General features: G+C 70.3%; 20 protein-coding genes, 1 tRNA gene and 2 pseudogenes. 11 read left to right on the top strand and 12 right to left on the bottom strand.

The window, feature by feature from the left end:
* Position 1 precedes the first annotated feature (1 nt).
* The 9 genes and pseudogenes from E2C04_RS02545 to E2C04_RS19145 all read right to left on the bottom strand — a co-directional run bounded on the left by E2C04_RS02545 (position 2) and on the right by E2C04_RS19145 (position 6,300).
* Positions 2-1,615, bottom strand: a complete 1,614-nt coding sequence (locus E2C04_RS02545) for an ABC transporter permease (RefSeq protein ID WP_135831413.1) — start codon at positions 1,613-1,615, stop codon at positions 2-4.
* Positions 1,612-2,220, bottom strand: a complete 609-nt coding sequence (locus E2C04_RS02540) for an ATP-binding protein DrrA1-3 family domain-containing protein (protein ID WP_420873091.1) — start codon at positions 2,218-2,220, stop codon at positions 1,612-1,614. Before E2C04_RS02540 ends, E2C04_RS02545 begins: the two co-directional genes overlap by 4 nt.
* Entirely contained in the window at positions 2,217-2,504 is a 288-nt protein-coding gene (locus tag E2C04_RS21775) for an ATP-binding cassette domain-containing protein (protein WP_420873090.1), read from the bottom strand. Before E2C04_RS21775 ends, E2C04_RS02540 begins: the two co-directional genes overlap by 4 nt.
* Positions 2,505-2,564: 60 nt before the next feature.
* Complete coding sequence (locus tag E2C04_RS02535) at positions 2,565-4,784, bottom strand: heavy metal translocating P-type ATPase (RefSeq protein ID WP_135831412.1); 2,220 nt, start codon at positions 4,782-4,784, stop codon at positions 2,565-2,567.
* Positions 4,774-4,953 (bottom strand): hypothetical protein, encoded by a 180-nt coding sequence (locus E2C04_RS02530; protein ID WP_135831411.1) that lies wholly within the window; start codon positions 4,951-4,953, stop codon positions 4,774-4,776. The genes E2C04_RS02535 and E2C04_RS02530 overlap by 11 nt, the downstream gene beginning before the upstream one ends.
* 14 nt (positions 4,954-4,967) lie before the next feature.
* On the bottom strand, positions 4,968-5,171 hold the full coding sequence (locus E2C04_RS02525; RefSeq protein WP_135831410.1) for a heavy-metal-associated domain-containing protein: 204 nt from the start codon (positions 5,169-5,171) through the stop codon (positions 4,968-4,970).
* 80 nt (positions 5,172-5,251) lie between these two features.
* Positions 5,252-5,533 (bottom strand): metal-sensitive transcriptional regulator, encoded by a 282-nt coding sequence (locus tag E2C04_RS02520; RefSeq protein WP_135831409.1) that lies wholly within the window; start codon positions 5,531-5,533, stop codon positions 5,252-5,254.
* 109 nt (positions 5,534-5,642) lie between these two features.
* On the bottom strand, positions 5,643-5,804 hold the full coding sequence (locus tag E2C04_RS19150; protein ID WP_188420702.1) for a hypothetical protein: 162 nt from the start codon (positions 5,802-5,804) through the stop codon (positions 5,643-5,645).
* A gap of 293 nt (positions 5,805-6,097) precedes the next feature.
* A pseudogene (locus tag E2C04_RS19145) lies at positions 6,098-6,300 on the bottom strand (cold-shock protein).
* A gap of 400 nt (positions 6,301-6,700) precedes the next feature.
* Between E2C04_RS19145 and E2C04_RS17575 the strand changes: the two are divergent.
* Entirely contained in the window at positions 6,701-8,962 is a 2,262-nt protein-coding gene (locus tag E2C04_RS17575; protein WP_158630565.1) for a hypothetical protein, read from the top strand.
* Between the two features lie 108 nt (positions 8,963-9,070).
* Here the strand turns inward: E2C04_RS17575 and E2C04_RS02505 are convergent, their stop codons facing one another.
* Positions 9,071-9,994 carry an SPFH domain-containing protein gene (locus tag E2C04_RS02505; protein WP_158630564.1) on the bottom strand — a complete coding sequence of 308 codons (924 nt, stop codon included), beginning with the start codon at positions 9,992-9,994 and terminating at the stop codon, positions 9,071-9,073.
* 170 nt (positions 9,995-10,164) lie between these two features.
* Between E2C04_RS02505 and E2C04_RS02500 the strand changes: the two genes are divergently transcribed.
* From E2C04_RS02500 to E2C04_RS02470, 9 genes and pseudogenes are all read left to right on the top strand, one after another.
* A complete protein-coding gene (locus tag E2C04_RS02500; RefSeq protein WP_135831406.1) occupies positions 10,165-10,455 on the top strand; it encodes a hypothetical protein in 291 nt (96 codons plus the stop codon).
* Positions 10,456-10,460: 5 nt separating this feature from the next.
* Positions 10,461-11,552, top strand: a complete 1,092-nt coding sequence (locus E2C04_RS02495) for a WXG100 family type VII secretion target (RefSeq protein WP_135831405.1) — start codon at positions 10,461-10,463, stop codon at positions 11,550-11,552.
* Positions 11,549-12,622, top strand: coding sequence for a hypothetical protein (locus tag E2C04_RS02490; RefSeq protein ID WP_135831404.1), 1,074 nt, complete (start codon positions 11,549-11,551; stop codon positions 12,620-12,622). Before E2C04_RS02495 ends, E2C04_RS02490 begins: the two co-directional genes overlap by 4 nt.
* Positions 12,623-12,729: 107 nt before the next feature.
* Positions 12,730-13,152, top strand: a pseudogene (locus E2C04_RS20650) (gamma-glutamyltransferase); the annotation flags it as partial.
* Positions 13,153-13,252: 100 nt separating this feature from the next.
* Positions 13,253-14,017 carry a gamma-glutamyltransferase gene (locus tag E2C04_RS20645; protein ID WP_170213482.1) on the top strand — a complete coding sequence of 255 codons (765 nt, stop codon included), beginning with the start codon at positions 13,253-13,255 and terminating at the stop codon, positions 14,015-14,017.
* The gene (locus E2C04_RS20640) at positions 13,951-14,586 is read left to right on the top strand and encodes a gamma-glutamyltransferase (protein WP_170213481.1); all 636 of its coding nucleotides are present in this window, start codon (positions 13,951-13,953) and stop codon (positions 14,584-14,586) included. The genes E2C04_RS20645 and E2C04_RS20640 overlap by 67 nt, the downstream gene beginning before the upstream one ends.
* Positions 14,587-14,718: 132 nt before the next feature.
* The gene (locus tag E2C04_RS02480; RefSeq protein ID WP_135831403.1) at positions 14,719-15,693 is read left to right on the top strand and encodes an EcsC family protein; all 975 of its coding nucleotides are present in this window, start codon (positions 14,719-14,721) and stop codon (positions 15,691-15,693) included.
* A gap of 176 nt (positions 15,694-15,869) precedes the next feature.
* Entirely contained in the window at positions 15,870-16,652 is a 783-nt protein-coding gene (locus tag E2C04_RS02475; protein ID WP_135831402.1) for a DUF7669 domain-containing protein, read from the top strand.
* Positions 16,653-16,818: 166 nt separating this feature from the next.
* Entirely contained in the window at positions 16,819-17,139 is a 321-nt protein-coding gene (locus E2C04_RS02470) for a hypothetical protein (protein WP_135831401.1), read from the top strand.
* Between the two features lie 300 nt (positions 17,140-17,439).
* On the opposite strand, the gene E2C04_RS02465 is transcribed toward E2C04_RS02470, so the two are convergent.
* Complete coding sequence (locus E2C04_RS02465; protein WP_202977864.1) at positions 17,440-18,315, bottom strand: PDDEXK family nuclease; 876 nt, start codon at positions 18,313-18,315, stop codon at positions 17,440-17,442.
* 219 nt (positions 18,316-18,534) lie between these two features.
* Between E2C04_RS02465 and E2C04_RS02460 the strand changes: the two genes are divergently transcribed.
* A tRNA-Lys gene (locus E2C04_RS02460) sits at positions 18,535-18,607 on the top strand.
* A 69-nt stretch (positions 18,608-18,676) separates the two neighbouring features.
* Here the strand turns inward: E2C04_RS02460 and ppnP are convergent.
* Positions 18,677-18,985 (bottom strand): pyrimidine/purine nucleoside phosphorylase, encoded by a 309-nt coding sequence (gene ppnP / locus E2C04_RS02455; protein WP_135831400.1) that lies wholly within the window; start codon positions 18,983-18,985, stop codon positions 18,677-18,679.
* Positions 18,986-18,997 lie beyond the last annotated feature (12 nt).

Here is an 18,997-nt window from a genome sequence, read left to right as displayed (position 1 = left end):
GTCAGCCGAGGTCGCGGCGCAGCAGTCCCACCACGCCGACGGCCGTCAGCACGACGGCGATCCCCAGCTGCACCAGCGCAGGGGTGAGGGCGAGCTCCTCGGCCGGCAGCAGGGCCAGGTGGTGGTAGGGCGACAGGCCGCGCACCCACTCCGGGAAGTCCAGCAGGTCACCCAGGTAGGCCTGGATGCCCGCCCAGACCACAGGGAGCCACGCCCACGCCGCCCACCGGGGAAGCCACCCGTGCAGGAGGGCCACCACCGAGGCCAGCAGCAGCGCCGCCGGCGCCGTGGCCAGCGTCGCCCGGAAGAGGTCGTCGACCTGGCCGAGGTCGTCGTCCACCAGCCCGTAGGTCAGGCCCGTGGCGAGCCCGGCCAGGGCCAGCACCGACACGGTGGCACCCCACGTCACCACGACCCACCCCAGCATCCAGCGCAGTCGCGAGACCCCGGTGGCGAGCACGAGCTCGGTCTGGCCACCGGCCTCCTCGTGGCGCATCCGCAGCGCCGAGACCACGGCGTACGCCCCGACCACGACGCCGGTGAAGTTGACGACGTAGGCCAGGTAGCCGAGCACCACGTCGTCGATCGCCCCCAGTACCACCTCGGCGATCTCGGGGTTGGAGGCGATCATCGTGCGCACCTCGCGGCTCATGCCGCCGAAGGTCGCCCCCAGCACCACCAGCCCGACGACCCAGCTGAGCCACAGGCCGCGTTGCTGGCGCCACGCCAACCCGACGCTGGTGCCCAGCGAGGCCGACCCCCGGGCCGACCCGGGACGCTCGGCGAGGAGCCCGGCCCCGAAGTCACGGTGGGCCGCCAGCCAGGCCGCCAGCGCCCCCACGACGGCCGCCGTGAGCAGCGAGACGCCCAACGGCCACCAGCGCGCCTCGTCGCCGAAGGGCCGCAGCTCGTCCTGCCAGCCGAACGGCGAGGCCCAGGTCCACCAGGTCTCGTCGATCGCGCCGTAGCCACGCACCAGGAAGGCCACCAGCACCACTCCCGAGGCCAGCCCGAGTGCCCGGCGCGCCCGCCCCGCCAGCTGGGCCACCACCGCGGCCACCGCCGTGAAGACCAGCCCGGTGCCCACCATGCCGGCGCCGAACAGCACCGCCGCGTCGACCGACACGCCTGCGGTCAGCAGGATCGCGGCGAGCAGCGCCCCTAGTACCGCGGAGGCGCCGACCGCGACCAGCAGCGTCGCCGTCAACGCGGCGTGGCGGCCCACGACCGTGGCGCGCAGCAGCTCCGCACGCCCCGACTCCTCCTCGCCGCGGGTGTGACGCACCACCAGGAAGATCACCATGAAGGCGGCCGCCACCGCCGCCACCGCGGTCACCTCGATCGAGATGATCCCGCCCATCGTGTCCGCGTCACGCGGGATCCCGCCGAAGAGGCGCGAGACCGCACTGTCCTGCACCGTGGCGGCGTAGCCGGCGCGCTTCGCCGGGGTGTCGTAGAAGCCGACGACCGCGTTGGCCGAGGCGCCCGTGACCGCGGTGATCCCCAGCAGCCAGACCGGCAGGCGGATCCGGTCGCGGCGCAGCAGCAGCCGCACCAGCGGCCAGGTGCCCGCGACCGGGCCGGCCACCGCGGGGGCAGTGTCCGCGCCCCTCATGACGAGGCGACCTCGTCGCCGTACTCCCTCAGGAAGAGCTCCTCCAGCGTCGGCGGGTGCGCCTGCAGCGCGACCACGCCCAGGTCGGCGAGGCTGCGGAGCACCCGGTCGAGCTCGGCGCTGTCGACCTCCATCCGCAGCCGACCGTCGGCGGCCTGCAGGTGGTGCACGCCCGGCAGCGAGGCGAGCTCGGCGGCGGGTCGGGTGGTCTCGGCGACCACGGTCGTACGCGTGTGGCTGCGCAGCGCCGCCAGGGTGCCGGACTGCACGGCACGGCCCTCGCGGATGATCGTCACTTTGTCGGCCAGCGCCTCCACCTCGGCCAGGATGTGGCTGGAGAGCAGGACGGTGGCCCCCTCCGCGCGCATCTCGTGCACGCACGACTGGAACTCGGCCTCCTTGATCGGGTCGAGCCCGGCGGTCGGCTCGTCGAAGAGGTAGAGCTCGACGCGGGCCGCCAGGGCGGCGACCAGGGCCACCTTCTGCCGGTTGCCCTTGGAGTAGGCGCGCGCCTTGCGGGTGGGGTCGAGCTCGAACCGCTCGATCAGCTCGTCGCGGCGCCTCTCGTCGAGCCCGCCCCGCATCCGCCCCAGCAGGTCGATCACCTCGCCCCGGTGAGGTTGGGCCAGAGCGCGACCTCACCCGGGACGTACGCCAGCCGCCGGTGCAGCTCGGCGGCCTGGCTCCACGGGTCGCCGCCGAGCAGGCGGGCGGTGCCGGAGTCGACCCGGATCATGCCGAGCAGCACCCGCATCGCGGTGGACTTGCCGGCGCCGTTGGGGCCGAGGAAGCCGTGCACCTCGCCGCTCTCGACCCGCAGGTCGAAGGAGTCGAGGGCGCGGACCCGCCCGAAGGTCTTGACGATCTGGGAGAGCTCGATGGCCGCCATGGCAGCACTGTGACAGCCCATGGCCCCGGATGTCAGCACACCCGGGGGGCGACCTGGCCGTCAGCGGAAGCGGCGCAGCCTCAACGAGTTGGTCACCACGAAGACCGACGAGAAGGCCATCGCCGCTCCGGCCAGCATCGGGTTGAGCAGCCCGGCGGCGGCCAGCGGCAGGGCGGCGACGTTGTAGGCGAAGGCCCAGAAGAGGTTGCCCTTGATGGTGGCCAGGGTGCGGCGCGACAGGCGGACGGCGTCGACGGCCGCTGCCAGGTCGTCGCGGACCAGCGTCAGGTCGCTCGCCTCGATCGCGACGTCGGTGCCCGCACCCATCGCCAGGCCCAGGTCGGCGGAGGCCAGCGCGGGGGCGTCGTTGACGCCGTCGCCCACCATCGCCACGACCCGGCCCTCGGCGCGGAGCCGCTCGACCACGTCGACCTTCTCGCTCGGCATGACGCCGGCGACCACCTCGTCGATGCCGACCTCGGCAGCGACCGCCCGGGCGGCCCCCTCGTTGTCGCCGGTCACCAGGAGCGGACGCAGGCCCAGGTCACGCAGCGCGCGGACCGCCTCGGCAGCTCCCGGCTTGAGGGTGTCGGAGACGACGAGCACGCCGCGGGCGACGCCCTCCCAGCCCGCGACCACGGGCGTACGTCCGTCGCCCTCCGCCGCGGCGACGGCCTCGGCGACCTCGGTGGGCACGGTCGCGAAGAGCGAGGCACGTCCGACGGTGACCTCGACGCCCTCGACCACGCCCCGCGCTCCGAGGCCGGGGAGGCCGGTGACGGCGGTGGCCGCCGCGGGCTCCGGCGTGCCCTCGACGACGGCCCGGGCGATCGGGTGCTCCGAGCCCGCCTCGACGGCCGCGGCCCAGCGCTGCAGCCGTACGACGTCCTCCCCCGGCGCGGCGACGACGTCGACGAGCGACATCACGCCGGTGGTGACGGTGCCGGTCTTGTCGAGCACGACGGTGTCGACACGGCGGGTCGACTCCAGGGTCTCGGGCCCCTTGATCAGGATGCCCATCTGGGCGCCGCGGCCGGTGCCGACCAGCAGCGCGGTCGGGGTGGCCAGGCCGAGCGCGCAGGGGCAGGCGACGATCAGGACCGCGACGGCGGCCGTGAAGGCAGCGGTGGCGCCCGCGCCGGAGCCCAGCCACCAGCCGAGGGTGCCGGCGGCGAGCAGCAGCACGAGCGGCACGAAGATCCCCGACACCCGGTCGGCGAGCCGCTGCACCTCGGCCTTGCCCGACTGCGCGTCCTCGACCAGGCGGGCCATCTGGGCCAGCTGCGTGTCGGCGCCGACCCTGGTGGCGCGCACCACGAGGCGGCCGTGCGCGTTGACGCAGGCGCCGGTCACGGCGTCGCCGGGGCCGACCTCGCGGGGCACCGACTCCCCGGTGACGGTGGAGGTGTCGATCGCGGAGATGCCGTCGACGACCTCGCCGTCGGTGGCGACCTTCTCGCCGGGGCGTACGACGAACTCGTCGCCGACCCGCAGCTCCCCCACGGGCACGAGCGTCTCGACGCCGTCGCGCAGCAGGCGTACGTCCTTGGCCCCCAGCTCCAGCAGGGCGCGCAGGGCTGCGCCGGACTGGCGCTTGGCGCGCTTCTCGAACCAGCGCCCGGCCAGCAGGAAGGTGGTGACCCCGGCGGCGACCTCGAGGTAGATGTTCATCGTGGCGTCGCCGCGCTCGATGGTGAGCTCGAAGGGGTGGGTCATCCCGGGGTCTCCGGCGCTGCCGAGGAAGAGCGCGTAGAGCGACCACCCGAAGGCGGCCAGCACGCCGACGGAGACCAGGGTGTCCATGGTCGCGGTGGCGTGGCGCAGGTTGGCCCAGGCCGCCCGGTGGAAGGGCCAGGCGCCCCAGACCACGACCGGTGCGGCCAGGGTCAGCGAGGCCCACTGCCAGTGGGTGAACTGCAGCGGAGGCACCATCGCCATCAGGATCACCGGCACGCTGAGCAACGCCGAGACGACCAGGCGTTGGCGCAGCTGCTCCAGCTCGAGGTCACGGCGGTCGACGCTGGCCCCTCCCCCGACCACCTCGCCGGGCGCGGGCTCCGGCGGGGCCGGCAGCGCGGCGCTGTAGCCGGCGGCCTCGACCGTCGCCAGCAGCACGTCGAGGTCGAGGCCGTCGGGGTGGCGTACGCGGGCCTTCTCGGTCGCGTAGTTGACCGTGGCCTCGACCCCGTCGAGCTTGTTGAGCTTGCGCTCGATCCGGTTGGCGCACGAGGCGCAGGTCATGCCGGAGATCTCGAGCTCGGTGGAGGTGTCAGTCGACATGGTCGTGGCTCTCCTCAGGCATCGACGGGGTGGGGCCCTGGGTGGGCGTGTGGGTGGGCCGGTCGGGCTCGGGGCTGCCGTCGTCGACCAGGGCGCCTGCGCCGAAGGCCAGCCCGAAGACGACGACGAGCGCGGCGGCGAAGGCGGCGAGGCGCAGCGGCGTGCTCATCGTCGTCACCCCCCTCAGACCAGCTGGTAGCCGGCCTCCGCCACGGCGGCGGAGACCGCTGCGGCGTCGACGGGCTCGTCGGAGGTCACGGTCAGCTGTCCGGTCTCGAGGACCACCTCGACGTCGGTGACGCCGGGGACCTCGCCGACCTCCTCCTTGACGGAGGCGACGCAGTGGCCGCAGGTCATGCCGGAGACGGTGTAGGTGGCGGTGCTCATGGGGTGCTCCTGAAGAGGTGGTTGGTGAGTGGGGTGTGGGTGGGGTGGGCTCGGTGGCGTGGACTCCGTGCGTGGGGCCGTCACTTGACGAGGCGGGTGATCGCGGCCATGACCTCGTCGATCTTGGCGCCGGCCTCCTCGTCACCGGCTCGGGCGGCGGAGACGACGCAGTGGTTCATGTGCTCGTTGAGCAGGGCCAGGCTGACCGACTCCAGCGCCTTCGTCACCGCGGAGACCTGGGTGAGGATGTCGATGCAGTACTGCTCCTCCTCGACCATGCGCTGCAGGCCGCGCACCTGACCCTCGATCCGCTTCAGGCGGGCGAGGTGGGCGCGCTTGTCGCTGAGGTATCCGTGGGCCATGACTCTTGTATACCCCCAGGGGGTATCAAGTTCAAGGGCGGCAACCCGCGGAAAGCAGACAACCCCCGCCCGGAGACCGGGCAGGGGTTGCAGTGCTGTGGGGGTGCCGTCAGCGTTGGCGCGGGATCGGGACCACTCCGAGCAAGCGGTCGATCTCGTCCCGACTCAGCGGGCCGTCGGACTCACTGGCGGCGACGATGAGGTTGGTCGTCAACTCGACCTCGCCCATGAGGTCGCCGTCCTCGAGCGTGACGTCGAAGGGATCGATCACCCTTGGACCTCCTCCATGCTCTCTGACCCGTGTGTACGCGTGCTGACGAGTCACCGAGTCTTCCAGATGACCACCGCGTCTTCCAGCCACAAGCCTGCCCCGACATGCCTCCCATAAACGACGAATCCCCGAAATCTCCCCCATCTGAGGGTGGAGAGAACCCCCCACAGTGACCCTTGACAGATTCAGGAAAGTGGGCCTTCGGAGGCCGTCGCCGGGGGCGAAATGGACCGAGGCCCCGCCCTGTCGGGCGAGGCCTCGGCACTGATCGAGGACAGGTGCGTCCTACGGGATCAGAGGGGACGGACGTTCTCCGCCTGGGGGCCCTGGGGCCCTGGGTGACGTCGAACTCGACCTTCTGGTTCTCGTCGAGGGACTTGTAGCCCTGCGACTGGATCGCCGAGTAGTGCACGAAGACGTCGTCGCCGCCGTCCTCCTGCGCGATGAAGCCGAAGCCCTTCTCAGCGTTGAACCACTTCACGGTGCCCTGAGCCATTGCTCTTGTACTCCTTAGTCGGGGCGAGAGTCCGTCACCTCGACGGACCCACATCAGATGCGGTGACACGTCGCTCCGACTTGCAGACTCTTTCGGGCCCGAAGAAGGGAACGCCGTTGGATCACAAACTCCGCAGGCGTCTACCAGCTGGAACTTGCACCTTTTGCGTGAAGGAGCGTACCAACTTTGGCGCTCCGCAACAGTCCCCCTGAGCGTGAAATCCCAGCCGTTTGGTGAACTTTGTGTGACGGAGTGGCACCCTCGTCCCATCGACGCGAGGTGCCCACCGGGTCTCCGCAGCCGCGGCGAGTTGGCAATATCTGGAGCACTTGTCCCCCGCCGGGAGCGGGGCGCGGGTATTTTTCACCCCAGTCAGCTGGGAAGTACGGGGGAAGGACCCATGGACAACAAGGACAGCCGCACTGAGACCTGCCCGGACTGCGGCGCAGTGACGGCGGGCGGCGACCACGCGTGCCCGGCAGCCCCGCGTGCCGACGACACCGCGACGATCGCGATCCCCCCGGGCCTGTGGGACACCGGCCTCTTCAAGCCCGCCTGGAACCGCGGCCCCGACGCCGGTACGCCCGACGCGCCGCTCGCGACCGGCTCCCTGCTGTCCCGTCCCGACGACCTGACGCCGACCGAGACGCCTGCCGAGAAGACGCCGGCAGCGCCCGGCATCGACTCCTCCTTCGTCGTGCCCGACCGGTTGATGACGTCGTCGAGCGCCGAGGAGCCGGAGGCCGAGCCCGAGGCCGCCGCCGAGGAGCCGCAGACCGAGGAGCCGCCGACCGAGGAGCCGCAGGCCGAGGAGCCGCAGGCCGAGGAGCCGCAGGCCGAGGCCCCCGCGGCCTGGTGGCTCGACGAGGACCCCGTGGACGACGCCGCCGAGGACCCCACCGATGTTCCCGCTGAGGACCCCGCCGACGGCGCCCTGGGCGACACCAACGAGCGTCCTGCCCTCACCGACGAGGCGATCGCCGAGCTCGACGGCTCCGACGCCGACACCGCCTACGCGCCGGACTCGGACGACGAGCCCGCCGATGCCGACGCGACCCAGTTCGACCTGGCCGCCACCCCGAGCAGCCACGCCTGGCCGACGGCCGAGCCCAGCGCGCCTGCGGCCCCCGCGCCGCTCGAGCCCGCCACGACCTCCGTCCCCGTCCCGGCCCCGACCACCACGTTCGTCCCCGCGGCGTCGTCGGTGTCGACAGCGACGGCGGCAGCGCCCACGGCCACCGAGACCGCGGTGACGCCGACGGCGTACGACACCGAGGAGGCGCCCCGCAGGTCGCGCCGCGGCCTGGCCGTCGTGCTCACCCTGGCCCTGGTCGCCGCCCTGCTCGGCGGCGGCTGGTTCTGGTGGCAGAGCAGCCAGGACGAGCCGGTGCGCGAGGCCTTCGAGGCCTCCCACGGCGCCTTCATGAACGCCTCGACCAAGCTGGTCTCCGCCGAGTCGACCGACGACCTGGCCGTGGCGGGCAAGGACTTCGAGCAGGCCACCACGCTGCTCGAGGACACCCGCGCCACCGCCAACGGCCGCGGCACCAAGCTCGGCGACGCGGTCCGTCGCGCGGTCGCCGCCCAGCTCGAGGTCTCCCGCGCCGCCCAGGGGCTGACCGGGATCGCCGACGAGCAGTACGGCGCCTGGGGCGAGGCCCGCGGCGACCTCAGGTCGGGCCTCGAGGCGCTCTCCGGCGTGGAGGCCGACATCAGGACCGCGGGCGGCAGCACCGAGGGCCTGCCCGGCCCCGCGCTGGTTGAGGAGATCGACACGACCGTCGGCGACGCGGCCACTGCGAGCGGCCAGCGGCGTACGAAGCGGCTCACCGCCGACCTCGCCGCCGCCACCCGGATCGCCCAGCTGCGCAACATCGGCCAGCGGGCCCGGACCGGGACCGCGTCGCTGAGCGGTGCCGTGGATAGCCTCGACGGCTCCGACGTCGACACCGCAGGGATCGCGCGGCACGCCGCCGTGCAGGAGGCGCTGGCCAAGATGACGCGCCTGCGCCCCGCCACGCTCAACCAGTGGGAGGCGATCAGCACCCAGGTCGAGCGCAAGGCCGACGAGATGCCCGACGGCGGCACCGACCTCAAGGTGGCCCTGACCAAGGCCGACGCCATGGTCACCGCCGCTGCCGAGGCGTGGACCACCTGGGAGACCCAGACCGAGTCGGCCCGCACCGCCAAGCAGGACGACATCGAGGCCGTCAAGACCGCCCAGGGGATCGTCGACGGGTTGGCCACCGACCTCGAGGGCCTCGACACCAGCCTCGCGAACTTCATGGCCGGCGGCCCGTTCGACAGCGCCGGCACCGCCGGGGAGGCGTACGCCACCCTCAGCGCCGCCGCCGGCGCACGCGAGTCGATGGCCGGCCAGCTCACCGGCGTGGGCACGCCGCCCGAGGTCGAGGAGGAGGTCGCCGCACTGGTCTCCGCCCTGACCACCCACGCCGCCACCGTGCGGGCGGCGGCCGACGCCGCAGCCGCCTGCACCCCGGGCTGCATGCTCGTCGAGACGCCCGGCTGGACCCAGCTGGCCGCCAACCGCGAGTCGCAGGTGGCAGCCGTCGCCAGCGCCGTCGAGGCATGGCGGGAGGCCGCCAAGGAAGCGGTCAAGGAGATCCGCCAGCGCGAGCTGCCGGAGAAGCCGCAGATCTGAGGCAGACCAGGTGGGGCAGCGCTCCACCAGCGCCACGCAACACCGCCCCCGGACCGAGTCGGTCCGGGGGCGGTGTCGCGTCAGGGTGTCGCGTCAGGTGTGGGCGGCTCAGTTCTTGGCGTTGCCGCTGCCCAGCACCAGGTTGGAGCCGGAGCCGGGCCAGCAGCTGAAGCCGGCCGGAACGGGCTGGGAGTTCTCGACCATCATCTGCAGGGTGTCGAGGCAGCGCGAGACGAGGACGTTGGGGTTGTCGCTGACCGAGTTCGACAGCGCCTTGTTGGCGGCGGCCTGGGCGCGGTTGGTGCGCTCGGCCTGCAGGGCGACCTGGGTGCGGGCGACCTCGGCCTGGAACTCGTTGATCTTCTTCTGCGTCTCGGGCGAGAGCGAGATGCCGGAGATCGTGACGAACTCGATCTTCACGTAGCCACCCGAGTCGGCGACGCGCTTCTTCATCGACTCGGTGACCTCGGCGGCCAAGCCGACGTAGTCGGGCACGAAGTTGAGCCGCTTGTCGGAGTTGGGGTCGACGGTGACCAGCTCGGCGGTCGGGTTGTACTGGCCGAAGACCGCGTTGATGGCGTTCTTGAAGACGGTCTCGACGAGCGCCTCGCGGACGTTCTCGTTGACGTCGTCGCTGCGGTAGTCGGCGTAGATCTCGTCGGCCTTCTCGGCCACGATCGACCAGCGGATCGCCGTCTCCACCGCGGCGGTGGTGCCGTCGCCGATGCGCACCTCGATGCGCTCGTCGCCGGTGTACTTGTTGGTGATCTTGGTGCCGTCGAGCTCGGTGACCTTCTGCCACGGCGCCTTGACGTGCAGGCCGGAGGAGAGCGACCGGGTCGGCTTGCCGAAGGTGGTCAGCACGCCGACGTTCTTGGCCTGGATGATCGTGGTGCAGGCGAGGCCCAGCAGGACGACGGCGGCGACCAGCGGGAGGACGGCGAGCTTGCGGCCGCTCCCCTTCGACTTCCCGGCGGCGAACATGGCGACGGCCGCGAGCAGCAGCACCAGGGCAAGGACGGTGGTGAACAAGAGGGTTCCCTTCCGGGGGTTCCGCCGTTGTGGTGCAACGGCGCTCATGAGACTTTTCCTCCGGCAGCCTAGCGAGGCGTGGCGTCGGGGCCGATTGCGCCGCGACGCGTGCGTCCACCTCTGGCACGGAGGAGGTTTCACCGGCCCTCGCGCGCGGTATGTTCCCCGCCGTGGCGATCACGATGTCGAAGGAAGCGGCCGCCAAGGTGGTCAAGCGCTTCCACAAGGCCGAGGACGAGCTGTCCGGCGTACGCGGCTCCATCAACGGCCTGAGCCAGCAGATGACGGCCGGGGCCGGAGAGTTCTCCGGCGCCATCGACCCGGGGGCCGACGCCTTCCGGGTGTCGTGGCGCGCCTTCCTCGACCAGTGCATCGACTCGGCCCGCATCATCGCCGGCAACACCAACCAGCTCGAGGTCGACCTCGACCGGCTCGACGGCGACCACGCCACGAGCGGGTGAGCGGCGTGACCGACCACTTCCAGCTCGACGTCCACCCCGAGAAGCTGCGCGCGACCGCGCGCACGATGGACGCCACCGCCGAAACTGTCGCCGCCAAGGGCACCACCCTCTCCGCCACCCCTGACGAGATCGGCCAGTCGTGGACCGGCGACGCCGCGGCGTCGATCAAGGGCGAGATGACGGCGCTCGGTGGCCAGCTCCAGAAGTTCGCGCCGAAGTTCCGCGCCGCCGCCCAGGCCCTGCGCGACCTCGCCGCCGACTACGAGGAGGCGATCGACCAGGTCGCCTCGATGAACCGCAAGTGGGACGACACCGAGACCGCGTACGACGACGCCGTCCGGGCCGCCGACCGCGCCCGCACCCGCAACCTCGAGGGCGCGAAGCCCAAGGACGGGAGCCCGCTCAACCGGGGCATCCGCGACGAGATCGACCAGATCCGTACCGGGGCGATCAGCGCCGCCGCCGAGACCCGCCGGGTCGACCAGACCAACCTGACGCGGTCGTTCAGCCTCACCAAGCAGTGGCTGGCGCACGCCACCCGCCAGACCGGCAAGGCCGTCGACGAGGCGCTCATCGTCAAGGTGACGCCGGAGGAGGTCGCGCACTACAGCTCCACCGGCTCCATGCCTCGTACGCTCGACTTCAGCGCCATGGACGCCATGCTGCTCGCGACCGAGAAGCGCAAGGCCGAGATAGCCGAGCTGGCGGCGCAGGATGCTGCGGAGGGTGCCCAGGAGGCGGCCGACGACCTCGCCGCCCTCGACGAGCTGCTCGGCGACCAGCCCTACCTCGAGGACCCGGCCGCGGTGCGCGCCCTGCTCGAGCGGATGGGCGGCAAGCACGGCGACCCGCACTACACGAGGGCGTTGGTGGAGGCGCTGGGGCCCGACGGCCTCAACGAGCTCTACGACAAGATCGACCAGTCGATGAACCCGCTCTTCGACGGTCAGGGCGTCCCCGCGGACTGGGCGAGGTCGCTGGAGAAGTTCAACGACGCGATCGCGGCGGGGCTGACCCAGTTCGACGACGCGACCGTGGTGAAGTTCGCCTCCGACCTCGCCGCTCCCCGGACGGCTCCGCGCCGCGCTTCGGCATGATCCTCGGCTCCGACTACGCCGACTCGCGGCTCCAGGTCATCGGCCTGGCCTTCCTCGACCGGATGAACAACAGCAAGTACGAGGCCAACAACCCCACGCCAGACACCGCCGAGCGGCTGCTGCAGAGCAGGTACGGCGGCTTCGAGGAGATGGCCAAGGCCTGGTCGAGCGACATCGACCCCGACCGGCTCGCCACCTTCCTCAACACCATCGACCCGGAGACCGCCCAGTGGATCGCCGAGGGGCTGATCAGCGACGGCTGGTCCAACCACGACGACGGGCCCTTCCACCAGGACACCTGGCGGATCAAGGAGCAGGTCTGGCAGGACATCCTCGCCGCCGCTGTCGAGCAGAAGCACCCGTACGCCGCCGCCGCGCTCATCCACTCCGTGCACGAGGGGCTCAACACCCCGCTGCACGACGAGCTGCTCGACCGGATGGCCACGCACTTCACTAACCCCGAGTTCATCTCGATGCTGGCGAGCAACTACTCGACCGTGGACCACGAGGAGGTCGCCCGGATCTTCAAGCAGCTGGGCGACCGGGTCGACGTCAACGACGTCATCAAGCAGTTGATCGCGTCGCGCGGCGAGACCAGCGACCGCGGCATCGCCAACGAGGTCGGCTACCTGCTGGGTGTGCTCGACCTCAACGGCACCGAGGTCGACTACGGGCCGGTGTTCGTCGCGGTGATGGACGCGGCGGTCGGCAAGGCGATCGAGAAGGTGCCGGTCGGCAGCGAGATCTACGGCGTGCTGAAGGCGCTCATCGAGGCCGGCGAGAAGGCCAACGAGAACTACGAGAACTGGGGCAAGGGCTGGAGCAAGGAGGCCCAGCACCAGATGCTCGCGTGGACGATCTACGTCGGCGAGCACGGCGAGCCGCCGGGCTTCTCCGACTGGATGGCCCAGAACCCGCACCGGGTCAACGCCTCGGAGCCCAACTCCGCCATCGAGCAGTACCTGGCCAGCCTGCGCCTGTCGAACGACCCCGTCGACAAGGCCGAGTGGGAGCGGATCCACGAGCTGATGGACGACATCCGCACCGCGCGCAACATGGACGACGACTGACCCCCCCCCCCCTCGCCACGTGGGAGCGGCGCAAGCCGCCTCAGGGGGTGGACAGGTCGACCCGGCTGAGGGACGGTGGACGAGCCACTTTCTCGGGAGGTAGTTCGATGTCGACGTCCGTCCGCACCCGCAGCACCGCACTGGCCGCCACTTGCGCGCTGGGCCTCGGAGGCCTGCTCCTCAGCCCGGTCACCGCCGACGCCCACGGGCGCCACGGCCCGCACCACCCGCCCGGCCAGGAGCCACCCAAGGTCGCCACCGCGCGCGGCTTCGGCGGTGCCGTCTCCACGGTCGACCCGGAGGCGACCAACGCCGCCCTCGGCGTGCTGCGCAAGGGCGGCAACGCCACCGACGCCGCCGTCGCCGCGGCCGCCACCCTGGGCGTCACCGAGCCCTACAGCGCCGGCCTCGGTGGCGGCGGCTACTTCGTGCACTACGACGCCCGCACCAGGCGGGTCTCCACGATCGACGGTCGCGAGACCGCGCCCGCGGCGATGCCCAACGACGCCTTCATCGACCCCGCCACCGGCCAGCCCTACCGGTTCACCCGGAGCTGGTCACCAGCGGCGTCTCGGTCGGCGTGCCCGGCACCCGGCCACCTGGCAGCGGGCCCTCGACAAGTGGGGCACGATGAGCCTGCGCAAGGCGCTCGCCCCCGCGGTGAAGGTGGCCCAGCGCGGCTTCGTCGTCGACCAGACCTTCCGCCAGCAGACGCTCGACAACAAGGTGCGCTTCGAGGCGTTCCCGGCCACCAGCGAGCTCTTCCTGCCCGGCGGTGACGCCCCGCAGGTCGGCAGCACGCTGCGCAACCCCGACCTGGCGCGGACCTACCGCATGCTGGGCGCCCGGGGCGTCCGCTCCTTCTACCGGGGTGCGCTGGCCGAGCTGATGGTCGACGTGGTGCGCGAGCCGCGTACGAGTGCGGGGACGGCACTGCCGGTGCCGCCCGGCTTCATGTCGACGCAGGACCTGCGCGACTACCGCGTGGTCGAGCAGCGCCCCACGCGGGTGGGCTACCGCGGCTACGACGTCTACGGGATGGCGCCGAGCTCCTCGGGCGGCACGACCGTGGGTGAGGCGCTCAACATCCTCGAGGGCTTCGACGTCGGCGGGCTCGGCGAGACCCAGGCGCTGCACCACTACCTGGAGGCCGGTGCGCTGGCCTTCGCCGACCGCGGCAAGTACGTCGGGGACCCGGCGTACGTCGACGTGCCCGTCCGCGACCTGCTGAGCCAGCGGTTCGCCGACGAGCGCGCCTGCGAGATCGACCCCGACGCCGCGCTGCCCAAGCCGGTGCCGGCGGGCGACGTGACCTCGTACGACGGTGAGTGCGACGCCGCGGCCGGGCGGGCGAGCTCGACGCGGACACCGAGAACATCTCGACCACGCACCTGACCGTCTCCGACCGGTGGGGCAACGTCGTGGCCTACACGCTGACGATCGAGCAGACCGGTGGGTCGGGGCAGGTCGTGCCCGGCCACGGCTTCATCCTCAACAACGAGCTGACCGACTTCTCGACCGTCTACGACCCGGCTGACCCCAACCGGATCCAGCCCGGCAAGCGCCCGCGCTCGTCGATGTCGCCCACGATCGTGCTGCGTCACGGCAAGCCGTTCCTGGCGCTGGGCTCGCCCGGCGGCTCGACCATCATCACGACCGTGCTGCAGATGCTGGTCAACCGGATCGACCTGGGCATGAGCATCCCCGAGGCGATCGCGGCGCCGCGCGCGACGCCGCGCAACACGGCCAACGTGGCCGCCGAGCCGGCCTTCATCGCCCGCTACGGCGCCCCGCTGACCGCGCTGGGCCACACCCTCGTACCGGTCGGCGACGGCCTCACCAGCTCGCCCGAGATCGGGGCGGCCACCGCGATCGAGTTCGACCGCCGCGGGCGCACGACCGCCGTGGCCGAGCCCGTACGCCGTGGGGGCGGCGCCGCGGGGGTGGTGTGGCGCTTCCCGTGACGGGGCTCCGCTCGCGGAAGGCGGTTCAGCCCAGCACGCAGGGAGCGGCTGTTGGTGTCGTCCTCCGTCGCCAAGTCGTTGGGACAGCTGTTTGCCAGAACTCCCCTGCATCCGTGTGGTTATGTACCGACCATGGACAACCGCAGCGACATGTCTACCTACGAAACCCAGGCATGGAGCGACCTCCACGTCTTCTGGGAGCGCAAGACGAGCCGACGCGGTCTTCCGCCGAAGGTTGACCACGCAGTGGGGGCAGCTTCCTCCAAGGCAAAGGAGGTCGCCTCGACGGCTGGCGGATACATCAGCGACCACACGCCCGACGTGGTGAAGACTGCCGGCGGCTTCGTGGTTGGCGCGGCGCTGGAGCCAACTGTGAAGGGAGTTCTCGGTCTACTGGAGCTCGTCACCGAGACCGTCCAGGAGCTGACCAACCCGGCCACGGTGATCGACTACCACCGTGCGTCCGGCCGCGAGGTCGGATCCGTGGCGGACCTCGCAGCTCTCGACCTTGAGCACTTGGACGGATTCACCCGCAGGTTCTCCCTCCAAGCTCGTGCCATCGGAGCGGTGGAGGGAGGCGCGATGGGGGCGCTCACCTTCATCCCCGTGGCCGGTTCCGTCGCTGCGATCGGGGCCGACCTGGTCGTGATGCACGCCCTGTCCACGGCGGTCGCGACCCGCGCGTCGCACGCCTACGGTCTTGATCCCACCAAGGAATCGGAGCGGCATCACCTCGAACGAATGCTGACGAAGGCATGGGTTGCCCAAGCCCCCAAGACTGGTGCTGTCAAGGGGGCCAACGACGCTTTCAAGGCTGGCGCGGGTCGTGTCAGGTGGAGTGAGAAGTTCCGCAACGACCACCGCATTGCAGCGGCCACCGAGCGGCTTCTCAAGCAGATGGGGAACGGGCAGCACGTGCCGATCCAGAAGGTCGTGGCAAAGATGCCCGCCATCGGGGTGGTCACCTCGGCAGGCATCAACAGCACCGTTCTCGCCTCCTTGGCCAAGACGTCAGTTCGATATGGCCAGACGGTCCACCTGTCCCGCAAGTACGGATTGCCGATGCCACCCGGGCTGGGCTCGGGTCCGCTGACTCTGCCGAGCTGACCGCATTCGACGGCGGCCGGTAGCCACGTGCCGCCGCTGTGCAGGCACTCGAACGCCGGTCACCCCTGAGGGAAACGCGAGGCGTCTGCCGTGCCGACGGCGCGAAGCCACTGGACGGCGGCATGTGGTCGTGAAACACAAAGCCGACTGGCCCGCGGACGTGCCACTCTGCCTTCATGACCAACGCGACCGGAACTGTGTGGGGACGATTGAGGGAGTACGCTGCGACACAGACGGATGCTTTCTCGTCGCAGGAAGCCATCAGTTGGTTTGCTCGCCACTACCCAGGAACGAACGACAACACTCTTCGCGTGCACATGCGTAACGCATCCTGGAACGTCGGCAACCGTTCATGGGCGTCGGGTCGAGAGCCGTTCCTCGCCAGAGTCGAACGTGGCGTCTTTCGCCGAGCGACAGACGATGAGATCGAAAAGTGGCGCGTCGACCAGACGGCCCCAACGGCTCGCCAAATGAGCGCGGGGAGCGCAGGAGAGACCGGCGGAGCCGGTCCCGGACCGGACGAACCGGGGTTCGAGTGGCACTCCGAGGAACACACCCAGTCCCTACTCGTCGAGTGGCTCAAGAACGACGGTTGGAACATCGTCCGGGCGGCCAACACCAGGACTCGCGAGCCTGGCGTCGATGTCATCGCCGAACGGGGCGACGAGCGCCTCGGGGTCGAGGTCAAGGGTTTCCCGTCTCCTTTCTACGTCACTGGCCCGAAGAAGGGACTCGTGAAGCCGACGACACCGGTCGAGCAGGCCAAGAAGTGGTACTCCCACGCACTCGTCCCAGCAATGCGACTACGCACGCGGGAGCCCGAGAGCCGTTCGGTGATGTGCTTCCCGGACTTCCCGGTCTACCAGCGGCTCTACGAGGAAACCGCCTCCTCTCTTCGTGCAGCGGCCATCGAGGTCTGGTTCGTCACCGAGGCAGGCGATGTTTCCGTAGCGGGATGACTTGATCGTGCGCGCCATGAGCTGGAAACGAGCACAATCGAGTCGTGACCGACCCGATGACCGCGTGGTTCAGACATGACGACGACAATTGCGATCCCTTGCTCGGGCATTTGGAGTCCCTGGCTGCGGCCGGTTGGCGCGTGTCATTGCTGTTGGCGGGCTACAGGTGCTCGGCACGATCATCACCGTCGCCGAGTACCTGAAGACCTTGGACGAGCAACTGGCTGCCTACGACACCGACATGGGCTCGCACGCCGGATTCCTGCGACACGGTTTGGGCACGGCGGATCCGTCTCAGCACTCAATCGACCACACGAACTGGCTCGACCGAGATCCCGCCGTCCAACGCGCGCGCTGGCTCCACCTGGCCCACGCCAAGATCTCGTCGCCCGGAGAGTCAGCCCAGCGTGTTCCCCTGTGGCGTGGGCGCACTGCCAGCGTCGACGGCTGGTCGCTGCTGCCGCCCAAGCACCCCGGCCATCGCTGACCGTCTTGGCGCACGAGTACGGCAGCACGGCGAGCCGGGGGATGCCTCGAGGGGTACACCCGCCCGGAAACTGCTGGGTTCCCACATCAGTCGTCGTCGAGACCGAACGCCGTACTGACCCGCTCGATGGTGAAGGCTTGACGAAGTTTGGCGACGGAGTTCTGGTTCGCGAACATCCCCTTCTGCCACACGGCGCCCGCCTTGGGACAGTGTGGACCCACTCGACGGGGACCGCCCATTCTGCGACGTCGTCATCCTCGTCCCCAGGCCGGGAGTAATCGCCACGCAGCGGCAGTGAAGTCAACGGACGGGTCCGTTGTCAGTGTCCACATTCAACTGATCGAAGCGGACAGCGGCGCCGGTCACGGTGCCCACGCCGACGTACCCGCTGCCGGGAATGCAGGCGAACACCCTGCCGCCCACAGGCAGGTTCTTCAGGGTGCGGGAATACCACGACTGGCCACCGGCAGACACGAAGCCGTATTCGACGGCGTCGTCCCAGTTGCGACTGGTCCCGTCGTCCCCGAACGAGCAGTACCAGTCCTGGCCGTTCCATGGTTCCTTGGACTTGACCTGCTTGCCCGCAGAGCCACTCTTCGTCGACTGCACCTCGTGGTCCACCAACCACGTCCTGGCGAGATATCGGTTGCCGCCATCCTCGAAGTGGCGGAAGAAGACCACGTTGATGGGAATCCCGTAGCCCTCGTTTAGGAACCGGACGATCCGTTCGGTTGCCGCGTCCACGGAAGCTGCAACGATGGTGAACACCTGCGAGGCGTTCAGGTCCTCGGGAGGCGCGCCGCCGAACGCCTCAGCGAACGCCACCTCGAACGGCTGGTGGGGCTTGTAGGCGTTCCAAATCGCCACAATGTCACTGTGCGACAGCGCTGACACCCACGACCCGTAGTCGAGGGCTTGGGCCGTGACATCGCGTGGAGTCTTGTCACGCTTGAGTTCAAGAACGTGCACCGTGCCGGTCTCGTCCACAGCGAGGAGGTCGATGTAGCCGCCGTGCGCCGTGGCTACCTGACGTCCCACCACGAGCAGGCTGACACCGAGGATCGCGGGATCCGACTCGATGTACGCCTCAAGTTGAGACTCCAGTCCGATGGCCGTTGGCTTGATCCGATCCAACTTGTTTCCATCCGCCCGCCACAGCCCCATCTCAAGTGCCATGGACGAAGCCTGCCACCAGACACCGCACAATGCGGGTCACTGACCTCGGTGTCCTCGTGTCGCGCGAGGTAGAGGGTGACATTGTCTGCGAATCGGACCCGCTTGGGCTCCCAGCACGTTCAGAGTCGGTCCGTGGGAGTAGCGAACCCACCGGCGAACCCACACCGGTAGGCTCCGCCTCACGGTAGTTACGTTCCGTCGATTAAAGAATGGAACCTCGGGCCTCTAGCTCAATTGGCAGAGCTCCGGACTTTTAATCCGTTGGTTGTGGGTTCGAGTCCCACGGGGCCTACCGACGCAGAACGGGGAGTGTTCGAGCCACCTGGTGGCCCGAACACTCCCCGTTCGTGTGCGTGCGGCGTCAGCCGTAGTGGCAGACGTAGGACAGCGTCTCGGTGACCTCGATGCCGAAGGACGAGTTGCCGGGCACGGAGAACGACTCGCCCGCGGCGTACGTCGTCCACTCCTCGCTGCCGGGCAGCTGCACCTTGCAGGAGCCGCCGTGCAGCTCCATGACCTCGGGCGCCTCGGTGCCGAACTCCAGCGTCGACGGGAAGATGACGCCGGCCGACTTGCGGGTGCCGTCGGCGAGGAAGAAGGTGTGGCTGACGCAGGCGCCGTCGAAGTAGACGTTGGCGGTCGGGTCGAGGGTGACGTTCTCGTAGGTCATGGCGTGCCTCTC

The sequence above is a fragment of the Nocardioides daphniae genome, assembly GCF_004777465.1.
In the GTDB taxonomy this organism is placed as follows: domain Bacteria; phylum Actinomycetota; class Actinomycetes; order Propionibacteriales; family Nocardioidaceae; genus Nocardioides; species Nocardioides daphniae.
This window is presented reverse-complemented; position numbering and strand designations above follow the sequence as displayed.